14 protein-coding genes are annotated in these 11,533 nt (G+C 71.9%); 9 read left to right on the top strand and 5 right to left on the bottom strand.

All coding sequences use genetic code 11. The features are described from left to right. Position 1 precedes the first annotated feature (1 nt). From SB754_RS04755 to SB754_RS04740, 4 genes are read left to right on the top strand one after another with little or no spacing between them, the layout of a single operon-like run. Positions 2-406: a TOBE domain-containing protein gene (locus SB754_RS04755; protein WP_410781206.1), complete on the top strand. Its 405-nt coding sequence runs from the start codon at positions 2-4 to the stop codon at positions 404-406. Then, a complete protein-coding gene (modA, locus tag SB754_RS04750; protein WP_410781205.1) occupies positions 403-1,224 on the top strand; it encodes a molybdate ABC transporter substrate-binding protein in 822 nt (273 codons plus the stop codon). Before SB754_RS04755 ends, modA begins: the two co-directional genes overlap by 4 nt. Positions 1,225-1,262: 38 nt before the next feature. Next, positions 1,263-2,108, top strand: a complete 846-nt coding sequence (locus SB754_RS04745) for an ABC transporter permease (protein ID WP_410781204.1) — start codon at positions 1,263-1,265, stop codon at positions 2,106-2,108. Next, positions 2,105-3,205: a sulfate/molybdate ABC transporter ATP-binding protein gene (locus tag SB754_RS04740; RefSeq protein WP_410781203.1), complete on the top strand. Its 1,101-nt coding sequence runs from the start codon at positions 2,105-2,107 to the stop codon at positions 3,203-3,205. The genes SB754_RS04745 and SB754_RS04740 overlap by 4 nt, the downstream gene beginning before the upstream one ends. Before the next feature lie 95 nt (positions 3,206-3,300). On the opposite strand, the gene SB754_RS04735 is transcribed toward SB754_RS04740, so the two are convergent. Then, entirely contained in the window at positions 3,301-3,546 is a 246-nt protein-coding gene (locus SB754_RS04735; protein WP_410781202.1) for a MoaD/ThiS family protein, read from the bottom strand. Beyond that, positions 3,539-4,654, bottom strand: coding sequence for a GTP 3',8-cyclase MoaA (moaA, locus tag SB754_RS04730; protein ID WP_410781201.1), 1,116 nt, complete (start codon positions 4,652-4,654; stop codon positions 3,539-3,541). Before moaA ends, SB754_RS04735 begins: the two co-directional genes overlap by 8 nt. Before the next feature lie 47 nt (positions 4,655-4,701). Here moaA and SB754_RS04725 point away from each other — a divergent pair, with 47 nt between their 5' ends. From SB754_RS04725 to SB754_RS04715, 3 genes are read left to right on the top strand one after another with little or no spacing between them, the layout of a single operon-like run. Next, entirely contained in the window at positions 4,702-5,295 is a 594-nt protein-coding gene (locus tag SB754_RS04725) for a sulfite oxidase-like oxidoreductase (protein WP_410781200.1), read from the top strand. A gap of 14 nt (positions 5,296-5,309) precedes the next feature. Further along, positions 5,310-6,062, top strand: a complete 753-nt coding sequence (locus SB754_RS04720) for a ferredoxin reductase (RefSeq protein ID WP_410783259.1) — start codon at positions 5,310-5,312, stop codon at positions 6,060-6,062. After that, positions 6,059-6,343, top strand: coding sequence for a DUF6510 family protein (locus tag SB754_RS04715; RefSeq protein WP_410781199.1), 285 nt, complete (start codon positions 6,059-6,061; stop codon positions 6,341-6,343). The genes SB754_RS04720 and SB754_RS04715 overlap by 4 nt, the downstream gene beginning before the upstream one ends. A gap of 31 nt (positions 6,344-6,374) precedes the next feature. Here SB754_RS04715 and SB754_RS04710 read toward each other — a convergent pair whose 3' ends face one another. Together SB754_RS04710 and SB754_RS04705 are read right to left on the bottom strand one after the other, a co-directional pair. After that, positions 6,375-8,285: an amino acid transporter gene (locus SB754_RS04710; protein ID WP_410783258.1), complete on the bottom strand. Its 1,911-nt coding sequence runs from the start codon at positions 8,283-8,285 to the stop codon at positions 6,375-6,377. Between the two features lie 142 nt (positions 8,286-8,427). Next, the gene (locus SB754_RS04705; RefSeq protein WP_410781198.1) at positions 8,428-9,930 is read right to left on the bottom strand and encodes an SDR family NAD(P)-dependent oxidoreductase; all 1,503 of its coding nucleotides are present in this window, start codon (positions 9,928-9,930) and stop codon (positions 8,428-8,430) included. 29 nt (positions 9,931-9,959) lie between these two features. Here SB754_RS04705 and SB754_RS04700 point away from each other — a divergent pair, with 29 nt between their 5' ends. Continuing rightward, positions 9,960-10,382, top strand: coding sequence for a DUF1622 domain-containing protein (locus SB754_RS04700; RefSeq protein ID WP_410781197.1), 423 nt, complete (start codon positions 9,960-9,962; stop codon positions 10,380-10,382). Between the two features lie 37 nt (positions 10,383-10,419). Here SB754_RS04700 and SB754_RS04695 read toward each other — a convergent pair whose 3' ends face one another. Further along, positions 10,420-10,812 (bottom strand): DUF5997 family protein, encoded by a 393-nt coding sequence (locus tag SB754_RS04695; RefSeq protein WP_410781196.1) that lies wholly within the window; start codon positions 10,810-10,812, stop codon positions 10,420-10,422. 33 nt (positions 10,813-10,845) lie between these two features. Between SB754_RS04695 and SB754_RS04690 the strand changes: the two genes are divergently transcribed. Continuing rightward, positions 10,846-11,457 (top strand): LysR family transcriptional regulator substrate-binding protein, encoded by a 612-nt coding sequence (locus SB754_RS04690; protein WP_410781195.1) that lies wholly within the window; start codon positions 10,846-10,848, stop codon positions 11,455-11,457. Positions 11,458-11,533: the final 76 nt, after the last annotated feature.

Here is an 11,533-nt window from a genome sequence, read left to right as displayed (position 1 = left end):
CATGCCGCAGATACGGATCAAAGAGGCCGCGCTCTACCTCGGGGTGAGTGACGACACCGTCCGCCGCTGGATCGACGCCGGAACGCTCTCCAGTGACCGCGACGAGGCGGGACGCACGGTCGTGGACGGCCTGGAACTCGCCCGGTTGGCCAAGCAGAACGCCGTCCTGCCCGCCGACCCGTCGGGCTCGGCCGGATCGGCGCGCAACCGCTTCGTCGGACTCGTCACCGACATCGTCGCCGACCGGGTGATGGCCCAGGTGGAGCTGCAGTGCGGGCCGCACCGCGTCGTGTCCCTGATCAGCAGCGAGGCAGTGCGCGACCTCGGCCTCGAGCTCGGCTCCGTCGCCGTTGCGGTCATCAAGGCGACGAACGTCATCGTCGAGGCGCCGGCGGGTGCCCGGTGAGTGCACGCATCCGGGGTGCCGCGTTCGTCGCTGCCGCCCTCGTCCTCACCGCGGCCGCACTCACTGGGTGCAGCGCTACGCCGTCCGGCGCATCCACGGCCACCGTGGCCGCCACCGGCACACCGTCCACAGGCGCACCGGTGACCGGCACCGTGACGGTCTTCGCCGCCGCTTCGCTGACGAAGACGTTCACCGAGCTCGGCTCCCGGTTCGAGGCCGCGCATCCCGGAGCGAAGGTGACCTTCTCGTTCGCAGGGTCATCGGATCTGGTCTCGCAGCTGACCGCCGGGGCGCCGGCCGACGTGTTCGCCTCCGCCGACGAGGCGAACATGACCAAGGCCGTGAAGGGTGCGGTGATCGATGGGACGCCGACCGACTTCGCGACCAACGTGCTGGCCATCGCCGTCCCTCCTGGCAACCCCGCGCACGTCAAGAGCTTCGCCGACCTGGCCTCCCCGTCGGTCAAGACCGTGGTCTGCGCGCCGCAGGTGCCGTGCGGTGCGGCGACGGCGGCGGTCGAGAAGTCCGCGGGCGTGACGCTGCATCCGGTGAGCCAGGAGTCGTCGGTGACCGACGTGCTGGGCAAGGTCCGGTCGGGAGAAGCGGATGCGGGGATCGTCTACCGGACGGATGTGAAGGGTGCGGGCGCAGCGGTCCAGTCGGTGCCGTTCCCGGAGGCGGCGACGACCGTCAACGTCTACCCCATTGCGACCGTCGTGCATGCGCCGAACCCGGGCGGCGCCGCGGCGTTCGTCGCGTTCGTCGCGGGACCCGACGGGCGGAAGGCGCTGGCCGCGGCCGGGTTCGGTGCTCCGTGAGCCCGCGACCGTGAGCGGGCGACCATGAGCGGGCGACCATGAGCGGATCTGCGAGCACGCGGGCGGCGCGGCTCGGCGTCCCGCGCTGGATCGTCGCCGTCGCGGTGGTCGGAGCGCTCTTCGTGGTGCTGCCGCTGGTGGCGATGGCCGCGCGCGTCGACTGGGCCCACTTCATCCCGCTGATCACCTCCCCGTCGTCGGTGGATGCCCTGCTGCTGAGCCTGCGCACGTCGCTGCTGGCGACGGCCGGCTGCCTGGTGCTCGGCATCCCGATGGCCATCGCGCTCGCCCGCGTGCCGTTCGCGGGGCGGCGCGTGGTGCGGGCGATCGTGCTGCTGCCCCTGGTGCTCCCGCCGGTCGTCGGCGGCCTGGCGCTGCTGGCCCTCTACGGTCGCCGCGGGGTGCTCGGCGGGGCGCTGGACGTGGCGTTCTCGACCCCGGCCGTGGTGATCGCGCAGACGTTCGTCGCGCTCCCGTTCCTGGTGCTCAGCCTGGAGGGTGCACTCCGCTCGGCCGGCGAGCGCTACGAGGCCGTCGCAGCGACGCTCGGCGCCCGGCCGTCGTCGGTGCTGTTCCGGGTCACGCTGCCGCTGGTGCTCCCCGCGGTGGTGTCGGGCGCCATCCTGTCGTTCGCCCGGGCGCTGGGCGAGTTCGGCGCGACGCTGACCTTCGCGGGCAGCCTGCAGGGCGTGACGCGGACGCTCCCGCTGGAGATCTACCTGCAGCGCGAGACCGACCCGGATGCGGCGGTCGCGCTATCGCTGGTCCTCGTCGCGGTGGCGATCGTGGTGGTCGCCGTGGCGCACGGGGCCGGCGAGCGGGTACGGCCCTGGGGCGCCCGGCGTCGCTCGGCCGTGGCGCCCTCCGCGGAGACGGCGGCGTGAGCCTGCGTGTGTCCGCGTCGTCTGCGGCGCGGGACGTCATGGTCGACCTCGCGGTGGCCGACGGGGAGACGCTCGCCCTGCTCGGTCCGAACGGCGCGGGCAAGTCGACGGTGCTCGGGATGCTCGCCGGCCTCCTCCGCCCCGACACCGGGCGTGCGACGCTCGGCGACGACGTGCTGTTCGACCTCCCGGGCGTCTGGCGGCCGCCGAACCGCCGCGGCGTCGCCCTGCTCGCGCAGGACGCCCTCCTGTTCCCGCACCTGAGCGTCCGCTCGAACGTCGCCTTCGGACCGCGCTCGGGCGGCGCGACCCGCGCGGAAGCGGCAGAGCGTGCCGACGAGTGGATGCGGCGCACCGGCACCACCGCCTTCGCCGACCGCCGGCCGTCGGAGCTGTCCGGCGGCCAGGCGCAGCGCGTGGCCATCGCGCGCGCCCTCGCCGCCGAGCCGAGACTCCTGCTCCTGGATGAGCCGTTGTCGGCTCTCGACGTCGGCGTGGCGGCCGACGTGCGCGGAATGCTGGCGGACGTGCTCGCGGGGCGGACCACCGTGCTCGTCACCCACGACGCGCTCGACGCCTACCTCCTCGCCGACCGCGTCGCCGTGATCCACGACGGTCGCGTGGTGGAGGACGGCCCGACGCGCCAGGTGCTCGAACGGCCGCGGCATCCCTTCACGGCCGAGCTCTCGGGCCTGACGCTGCTGACCGGCGTCCGCACCCACGACGGCTTGCAGACGGCCGATGGGATGCGGGTCCCCGGCACGGTCACGTCGCCGATCGCCGTCGGGTCGCCGGTCCGGGCGGCGGTGCGTCCCTCCGCCGTGCGCCTCCTCGCGCCCGACGGCACAGCGCCGACCCCCGCCGCCACCGCGTCGCGCGCCGCCGCACCGACCCCCGCCACGGACACCGCCGCACCCACCCCGCTCATCCCGGCGACCGTCACCGCGCTGGAGCCGCAGGCCGACCTCGTCCGGGTCCGCACCGACCGCCTCGACGCCCTCGTGCCGCCCGCGGTCGTCGCCGACCTCCGCCTGCGCGTCGGCTCCCGCGTCGCCCTCTCCGTTCCGCCCGACGCCGTCACCATCTCCCCGGCGTAACCCCCACCGTCGAGTCCACACTTTTTGCACGTTTTCGGCGCGAAAGTGTGCAAAAAGTGTGGACTCGACGGTGGATGGGAGCCCCGGGAGGGGGGTCAGCCGCCGGCGAAAGGGGGGAGGACGTCGACGGTGGCGGTGAGGGCGCGGGAGGGATCGCGCGAGACGACGCCGCCGACCAGGAACGAGCCGGAGCGGACCACGCGGTCCATGGGCTCGCCGTAGCGCGCGACGAGTTCGGCCTGGAGGCCGCCGACCGTCGCATCCTGCAACTCGACGCGCTCCTCGGGCCGGCCGGCCGCCTCCTCCGCCGCGGCGAAGTACCGCACCAGGACCTCAGCCACCGATCGCTCCCATGCTGCGGATGGGCGGCGCGAACCCCTCCCGCTCCATCCCGTGTCCCGCCTGCTTGCCCCACATCGCTGCCCGCCACCAGCGGGCGATCTCGGCATCGTCGGCGCCGCCGCGCAGCAGGCCGCGCAGGTCGGTCTCGTCGTCGCCGAACAGGCACGAGCGAACGGTCCCCTCAGCGGTGATGCGCGTCCGGTCGCAGGCCGCGCAGAACGACCGGGTGACGGAGGCGATGATTCCGACCGTCGCAGGAGCGCCGTCGATCGTCCAGCCTTCGACGCGCCACTCCTCGGCCGGGGCGTGCGGATCGTCGCGGCCGGCCTCCACCAGGGTGAACCGCTCGCTCAGCACGGCCAGCAGCTCCTCTGCCGGCACCATGTTCTCGCGAAGCCACGACCGCTCCGCGTCGAGCGGCATCTGCTCGATGAACCGCAGGCGGCAGCCGTTCTCCAGCGCCCACTGCAGCAGCGCGGGGGCGTCCTGGAGGGTGTCACGCATCATGACCGCGTTGAGCTTCAGCGGCGTCATCCCGGCGTCATGCGCGGCGTGGATGCCGGCCAGCACCGCGGGGAGGCGGTCCCGTCGGGTGAGTCGGGCGAAGTGCTCGCGGTCGACCGTGTCGAGCGACACGTTGACACGGGTCAGTCCGGCGTCGACGAGCGAGCGGATGCGGTGGTCCAGCCCGATGCCGTTGGTCGTGATCGACAGGTCGATACCGGGGGCGGCGGCCGCCGAGAGTCCGATGATCTCGGCGAGGTCGACGCGCATCAGCGGCTCGCCGCCGGTGAACCGGACCTCTCGGACGCCCAGGTCGCGCACGCCGATCCCGACCAGCCGGGCGATCTCGGTAGCGCTCAGGAGGTCGTCGCGCGGGATCGCGGGAAGTCCCTCGGCCGGCATGCAGTAGGTGCAGCGAAGCGAGCACTTCTCAGTGACCGACACCCGCAGGTCGCGAGCGACACGCCCGAAGCGGTCGAGCAGCCCCAAGTGCTCCGGACGCCCCTCGGTGCTCGGAGGAGCGACCGCAGCGGCGGCCGTGGCGGCCGGCGCGGCGCCGGGCGCCGCCGCACGCAGCGGGAGCCCCAGATTCACGGCGGTCATGCTCTTCACCATAGACCGGCCGGGACCAGAGCCCATAAGCTTCGCCCATGGGAATCATCTCGTCCGGCTTCTCCGGGCGTCGGAGGACCGACGACCCGCGCCTCCCTCCCGGTCAGTATCTGACCGAAGGCTTCCCGGTGCTCTCCGCCGGCCCGACGCCCCGCATCGCGAAAGACGACTGGGCGTTCACGATCACCACCGAGAAGGGCGACGTCCACCGCTGGAGCTGGGACGAGTTCCAGGCTCTGCCGCAGGAGGACGTGAGCACCGACATCCACTGCGTCACCAGCTGGTCGAAGCTCGGCACGTCCTGGCGCGGTGTGGCACTCGACACGCTGTTCGAGGATGTGGACACGACGTTCGAGTACACGATGGCGCACAGCTACGGCGGCTACACGACCAACGTGCCGCTGGCCGACCTCCTGGGCGGCAAGGCCTGGGTCGCCCACAGCTTCGACGGCAAAGACTTGGAGCCGGAGCACGGCGGCCCCGCACGCCTCCTCGTCCCGCACCTGTACTTCTGGAAGAGCGCGAAATGGGTCAACGGCCTGCAGATGCTCCCTCAGGACCAGCCGGGTTTCTGGGAGCAGAACGGCTACAACATGTACGGCGACCCCTGGAAGGAACAGCGCTACTGGTGAGCAGCGTATGGCGGGTGGCCGATGTCGTCGGCACACGGATGGAGACCCCGACGGCCCGCACCATCCGGTTGCGCATCCCGGGCCTGCACGGCCACCTCGCGGGGCAGCACGTCGATATCCGGCTGACCGCGCCGGACGGGTACCAGGCGGTGCGCTCCTACTCCATCGCCTCGGGCGGTGGCCGTGGCGCGCTCGAACCGCAGGAGCTCCCCGACGACGAGCTGGAGCTGACCGTGGAGGAGCTCGCCGACGGCGAAGTCTCGCCGTACCTGGTCCGCGGCCTGAACGATGGCGACCAGCTGGAGGTGCGCGGGCCGGTCGGTGGCTGGTTCGTCTGGCGTAACGGTGACTCCACCCCTGTGCAGCTGATCGCGGGAGGCTCAGGTGTCGTCCCGCTCATGTCGATGGCCCGTGCGCACGCGGCGGCCGGCAGCAGTGCTCCGTTCCGCCTCCTCTACTCGCTGCGCGCGCCGTTCTCCGGCTACTACCGGGACGAACTGGCAGCCCTCGCCACCGACCAGGCTGCTCCGCTGCAGCTCGACTACGTCTACACGCGCCAGGCGCCGCCCGGTTCGGAGGCGAAGCCCGGCCGCCTCACCGCCGAGGGTCTGATGCAGCGGACGCTGCCGGCCTCCGACTCCCCCACCTTCTTCATCTGCGGTTCGACGCCGTTCGTCGAGGCGGTCTCCGGCTGGCTGGTCGACGCCGGCCACGACCCGGCCCGTATCCGCACCGAGCGCTACGGCGGCATCGGAGGCACGCCATGACCGATCAGACCAATCGAACGAACGAAGACTTTCTGGACGGCAACGCCGCCGCCGGCCTGCTGTCGGAGGTCTTCGCCGCCGACATCACGACAGCGGTCGGCTGCTGCGGCAACTGCGGCGACCAGTCCGTCGTCGCGCGCGGCCGGGTGTACGTGGACGAGCACGGGCTGGTGATGCGCTGCTCGGTCTGCGGCGACGTGCTGGCCGTCGCGTCGGAGCGCGCCGGTCGCCTGTGCCTCGACCTGCGGGGCCTCGCCTGGCTCGAGTTCGCGGTCGAGTAGCCGCCGCAGACTGCGGACAGCGGACACCCGCTCAGGACACGTGCACGGCCGGTCGCCGCTTGATGTCCTTCTCGGCCTCCCGGAGCACCTCGCGGGTGACCGGCGCCACCTCTCCCACGCCGGTGATGAGGTAGCGGAACATGTTCGAGATCGGGTTGCCCTCCGTCCACTCGAAGTAGATGGTCGGCACCACCCCGGTGACGTCGCGGGCCTCGATGAGCACCGCCGCGATGGTGTTGGGCACGTTTCCGCTCTTCACCTGCAGCACCCGGTAGCCGTGCTTGATGACGCCGTGCACCACCAGATCCTCCTCGAAGTCGGAGGAGTCGGAGCGCAGCACCTCCAGGAAGATGGTGCGCGAGCGCTGCGGGATGTGGCTGAACTTGCGCTCGTCCTTGTTCTTCTGCGCGTACTCGGTCGTGGTGTCGACGTCGGGCTCGTGCGAGATGATCCGGATCTCACCCTCCTCCGCGTCCTCCAGGATGAAGTCGAGGGCCGTCACGTCGAAGGTCACCGAGGTGGCGCGCAGCTGGAACGAGCGCCCTATCCGCGAAACGATCGACACGATCAGGATGGCGAGGATGAACAGGGCCGCGATCCGCAGGCCGTCGGGCCGCTCGATCACGTTGTCGATGGTCGTGTAGACGAAGATCGCGGTGATGATCCCGAACACGACCATCCGCCTCGGCTGCCGCTTGCGCCGCGCCGAGAGGGTCACCGCCAGCGACGCCGACGTGATGAGCACCAGCACGCCGGTCGCGTACGCGCCGCCCTGCGCATCCACGCTGGCCTGGAAGATCAGCGTGATGAGGAACGCGATCGCGGTGAACACGAGCACCAGGGGGCGGACGGCGCGCGCCCACTGCGGCGCCATCCCGTAGCGGGGAAGGTAGCGGGGCACCAGGTTCAGGAGGCCCGCCATGGCCGAGGCGCCGGCGAACCACAGGATCAGGATGGTGCTGATGTCGTAGACGGTGCCGAACCCGTTGCCGAGGTACTCGTGCGCGAGGTACGCCAGGGCGCGACCGTTGGCCGGACCGCCCGGCTGGAAGTCCTTCTGCGGGATGAGCAGCGTCGTGGTGAAGCTCGACGTGATCAGGAAGACGCTCATGATGATCGCGGCCGTGGTGAGCAACCGGCCGGCGCCGCGGATGCGCCCCTTCGGGTACGCCGGGTCGTCGTCCGGCCGGCCCTTGATCTGCGGCATGACCGCGACGCCGGTCTCGAAGCCGGACAGGCCCAGCGCCAGGCGCGGGAAGACGATGAGCGCGACTCCCACGACGATGAGCGGATTGCCGTTCTGACGGAACAGCGCGCCCCACCAGTCGTCGACCAGGGTGGGATGCTGGAACACCTCCACGATGGAGGTGCCGACCACGACCACGTTGAGCGCCAGGTACACCGCGACGAGGACCACGGCGATGCCGATCGCCTCCTTGAACCCCTTCAGGAACACGGCCCCCAGGAGTGCGAGCAGGAAAAGCGTGATGAGGACGTTGTTGCCGTGGAACCATCCCGGTGAGTACGGGTTCTCGATGGCGTGCGCCGACGCGTCCGCCGCCGACAGCGTGATGGTGATCATGAAGTCGGTCGCCGCGAATCCGAGCAGGACCAGTACCAGGAGCTTGCCCGCCCACCAGGGCAGCAGCCGCTCCAGCATGGCGATCGACCCGGAGCCCTTGAAGCTCTCGCGGGCGACCCGGCGGTAGACGGGGAGCGCCCCGAGCAGGGTCAGCGCGACGAGGACGAGGGTCGCGAACGGCGAGACGAGCCCGGCGGCGAGCGCCGCGATGGCGGGCTGGTAGCCGAGGGTCGAGAAGTAGTCGACGCCGGTGAGGCACATGACCTGCCACCAGGTGTGGGTGCGGTCAGGGTTGCGGCCGTGCGGGCCCTGCTGGGTTCCGCGCTCGTCGACGAGGCCGCTGAGCAGCCAGTGCCGCATCCGGCCGCCCTTCGCGACCTCCGGGATCGGCCGGGCCTGCCCGGGTGTCGGGATGGCGTCCCGCGGCGTGACGCGCGGCACGTCGGGTGGTGTGCTCGGCATCCCAGTCCCTTCGCTCACGTCCCCGCCGCCAGCGTACTGCTCACCAGGCCGACGCACGGTAGTCCTTCAAGAAGACTCCGTGAACGTCCTCGCCGGCCTCGCCGCGGACGATCGGGTCGTAGACCCGGGCGGCGCCGTCGACCAGGTCGAGCGGCGCGTGGAACCCCTCCTCGGCCAGCCGGACCTTGGTGTGGTGCGGACGCTCGTCCGTGATCCACCCGGTGTCGACGGCGGTCATCAGGATGCCGTCGGTCTCGAACAGCTCCGCGGCGCTGGTGCGGGTGAGCATGTTGAGGGCGGCCTTCGACATGTTGGTGTGCGGGTGGCCTGCGCCCTTGTAGCGGCGGCCGAAGACGCCCTCCATCGCGGACACGTTGACGATGTAGGAGCGGCCGGCGGCGGCGAGAGACGGTCGCAGACGGTCGATGAGGATGAACGGCGCCGTCTGGTTGCAGAGCTGGACTTCGAGCAGCTCCAGAGCATCGATGCTGCCGATCGCCTGCGTCCAGCTGTTCACGTGGGCCACATCCGGCACGAGACCGCCCGCGTCGATGGCCGTGCCGTCCGCGTGGCGGGCGAGCGACGAGGAGCCGGCCGCCATCGCCTCCGCGGCCAGGTCGTCCGCCGTGAGCACGGCGGTGCCCGCCAGCTCGGCGATGGTGCCGCGCACGTCGGCGGCCGACAGCAGCGGGTGCGCCGCCACCGAGCGCTCCAGCGCCAGCGGGTGCGGGTCGGCGGTGTGGCCGAAGGTCTCCAGCTCGGGCAGCGGGCCGTCGGGCAGCGGCTGCGTCTCCGCCTCCGCGAGGAGGGAGTAGGAGCCGGGCGAGCGCCGCACCGTCTGCGCCGCGTTGTTGATCAGGATGTCGAGGGATCCCCGCTCGGCGACCGAGTCGGCGAGCGCGATCACCTGGGACGGGTCGCGCAGGTCGATGCCCACGACCCGGAGCCGGTGCAGCCACTGGCCCGCGTCCGGGAGCTGCGAGAAGCGGCGGACCGCGTCGCGCGGGAATCGGGTCGTGATGGTGAGGTGCGCGCCGTCGCGCAGCAGCCGCAGGGCGATGTGCATGCCGATCTTGGCGCGGCCGCCGGTGAGGAGCGCGCGCTTGCCGGTGAGGTCGGTGCGCGCGTTGCGCTTGAGGTGGCTGAACGCCGCACAGGACGGGCAGAGCTGGTGGTAGAACCAGTCGACCTCGGTGTACTGCTGCTTGCAGATGTAGCAGGCCTGGGAGGTGAGGAGGGTCCCCGCCGTCCGGGAACCGGTGGTGCTGGAGGTGAGCTCCCGACCCCGGGTCTCGTCGTCGATGCGGTCAGGCGCCCCGGTCGCGGTGGCCGCGATGACGGCCCGGTCCGCCTCAGCGACCTGGCGCCGCAGCTCGCGCTTCCTCGCCTGCTTCGACGCCTTGAACATGTGCGCGGTCGCCCGGCGCACGGTCACGTAGTCCGGGTGCTCCTGGTCGAGCTCGTGCAGCTGCTGGAGGACGCGGAGGGTGACGGCGAGGTCGTCGGGGTCGAGGCCGGGATCGGCCGGAGATTCGGGAGGCACCGGAGAATTCTACGTGGCACGATGAGCGCATGGATGCGCACCTGTTGTTCGAGGAGACCGCCACGGCGTTCGAGTTCGCCGGCGTCGCCGCCATGGCGATCGGCTTCCTCGTGGCGATCGGGCTCGCGCTGGTCGCCTGGCGGCGTCAGCGGAGCGGCGCGGCGGCGTTCAAGACGCTGCGCGAGAGCTTCGGCGGCGTCATCCTGCTGGGCCTCGAGATCCTGGTCGCGGCCGACCTCGTGAAGACCGTCACGTCGACGCCCTCGCTCACCGATGCGTTCGTGCTGGGGATCATCGTGCTGATCCGCACCATCCTGAGCTTCTCGCTGCAGGTCGAGATCGACGGTGTCGCCCCGTGGCGCCGCGCCCTGGTGACCGGTCCGCAGGCCATCGCGCGGGCGGCGCGGTCGGCGACCCGCTCCCCGGACGGGACGCAGCCCTCCGGGATGTAACCGCGGGGATGTGACCGCCCGGATGCAGTAGCCGGCTCTAGCGCTCGTCGGCAGCGCGCCGGGCCGCGCGCTCGGCGTCGCGCTGCTTGACGCGCGCGTTCTCGGCGCGCACCGCCGCCTGCGTCGCCCGCTCGTCGACCAGCCACTGGGGCGGGTCGGCCAGGAGCGCCTTGATGTCGGACGTGGTCAGCGCCTCCGTGACCCCTCCGCGGGCGAGACCCGAGTTGGAGACGCCGAGCTTGCGGGCGACGACGTCGCGGGGGTGGGGGCCCTCGGACCGGAGCGTCTGCAGCCACTCGGGCGGATCGGCGATCAGGCCGTCCAGCTCGGTCCGGCTGATCTCGCGGTCGCGGAAGTCGTCGGGCGCCGCCGGCAGGTAGATGCCGAGCTTCTTGGCCGCCGTGGCCGCTTTCATGGTCTGCGCCTTCATGTCCCCCAGGCTACCGTCCGCTACCCTCGACGCGTGTCCTCCCGCTTCTCCCTCGCCTTCCCGCTCGGCGTCACCGTCGGCAAGTGGACCCGCACGTTCGAGGAGCGGTTCCCGCGCGTCGAGCTGGTGGCGCGCCCGAGCGGCGACCCGCTGGCGGCCCTCGCCGCGGGCGACGCCGACATGGTGTTCGCCCGCGACGCCGAGCCGGACGACGACCGGCACCTGATCCCGCTCTACGCGGAGGACATCGTCGCGGTGATGCACCACGAGCACCTGCTCACGCTGGAGGAGGAGCCGCTGCGCCTCGCGCATCTCGCCGACGAACCGCGCGTCGGCGGGGAGCCGTCCGAGGCGCTGCTGCGGAGCGTCGCCGCAGGTGACGGGATCGCACTGCTCCCCGCCTCCGTCGCGAAGGCGCTGCGGCGTAAGGACGTCGTGGCGCTCCCTGTCGTGGACGCCCCGCAGAGCCGCATCGGCCTGACCTGGCCGCGCGAGGGGCAGCATCCCCTCGTCGACGAGTTCATCGGGATCGTCCGCGGCCGCACGGCGCACAGCTCCCGCAACCCCGACGTCGCAGCCCGGGAGGCCGAACAGGGCGCCCGCAAACGCCCGCGCTCGGCCCCCAAGCCACGCCGCCGCCGCTAGTCGGCATCCATGGGACGCGACACGCCGTTCACGCGCGGGCATAACGGCGTGTTGCGTCCCATGGAGTGGTCCCGAC

This window comes from Leifsonia sp. SIMBA_070, from assembly GCF_046534635.1.
Lineage (GTDB): Bacteria > Actinomycetota > Actinomycetes > Actinomycetales > Microbacteriaceae > Leifsonia.
The sequence above is the reverse complement of the archived record's forward strand: the minus strand, read 5'-3'. Positions and strand labels throughout refer to the sequence as shown.

Excerpts from the sequence above, each read along its gene's own strand:
- SB754_RS04710 (WP_410783258.1), bottom strand. The coding sequence starts at position 8,285 with ATGCGGCACTGGCTGCTCAGCGGCCTCGTCGACGAGCGCGGAACCCAG.
- moaA (WP_410781201.1), bottom strand. The coding sequence starts at position 4,654 with ATGACCGCCGTGAATCTGGGGCTCCCGCTGCGTGCGGCGGCGCCCGGC.
- SB754_RS04715 (WP_410781199.1), top strand. The coding sequence starts at position 6,059 with ATGACCGATCAGACCAATCGAACGAACGAAGACTTTCTGGACGGCAAC.
- SB754_RS04755 (WP_410781206.1), top strand. The coding sequence starts at position 2 with ATGCCGCAGATACGGATCAAAGAGGCCGCGCTCTACCTCGGGGTGAGT.
- SB754_RS04725 (WP_410781200.1), top strand. The coding sequence starts at position 4,702 with ATGGGAATCATCTCGTCCGGCTTCTCCGGGCGTCGGAGGACCGACGAC.
- SB754_RS04745 (WP_410781204.1), top strand. The coding sequence starts at position 1,263 with ATGAGCGGATCTGCGAGCACGCGGGCGGCGCGGCTCGGCGTCCCGCGC.
- SB754_RS04695 (WP_410781196.1), bottom strand. The coding sequence starts at position 10,812 with ATGAAGGCGCAGACCATGAAAGCGGCCACGGCGGCCAAGAAGCTCGGC.
- SB754_RS04700 (WP_410781197.1), top strand. The coding sequence starts at position 9,960 with ATGGATGCGCACCTGTTGTTCGAGGAGACCGCCACGGCGTTCGAGTTC.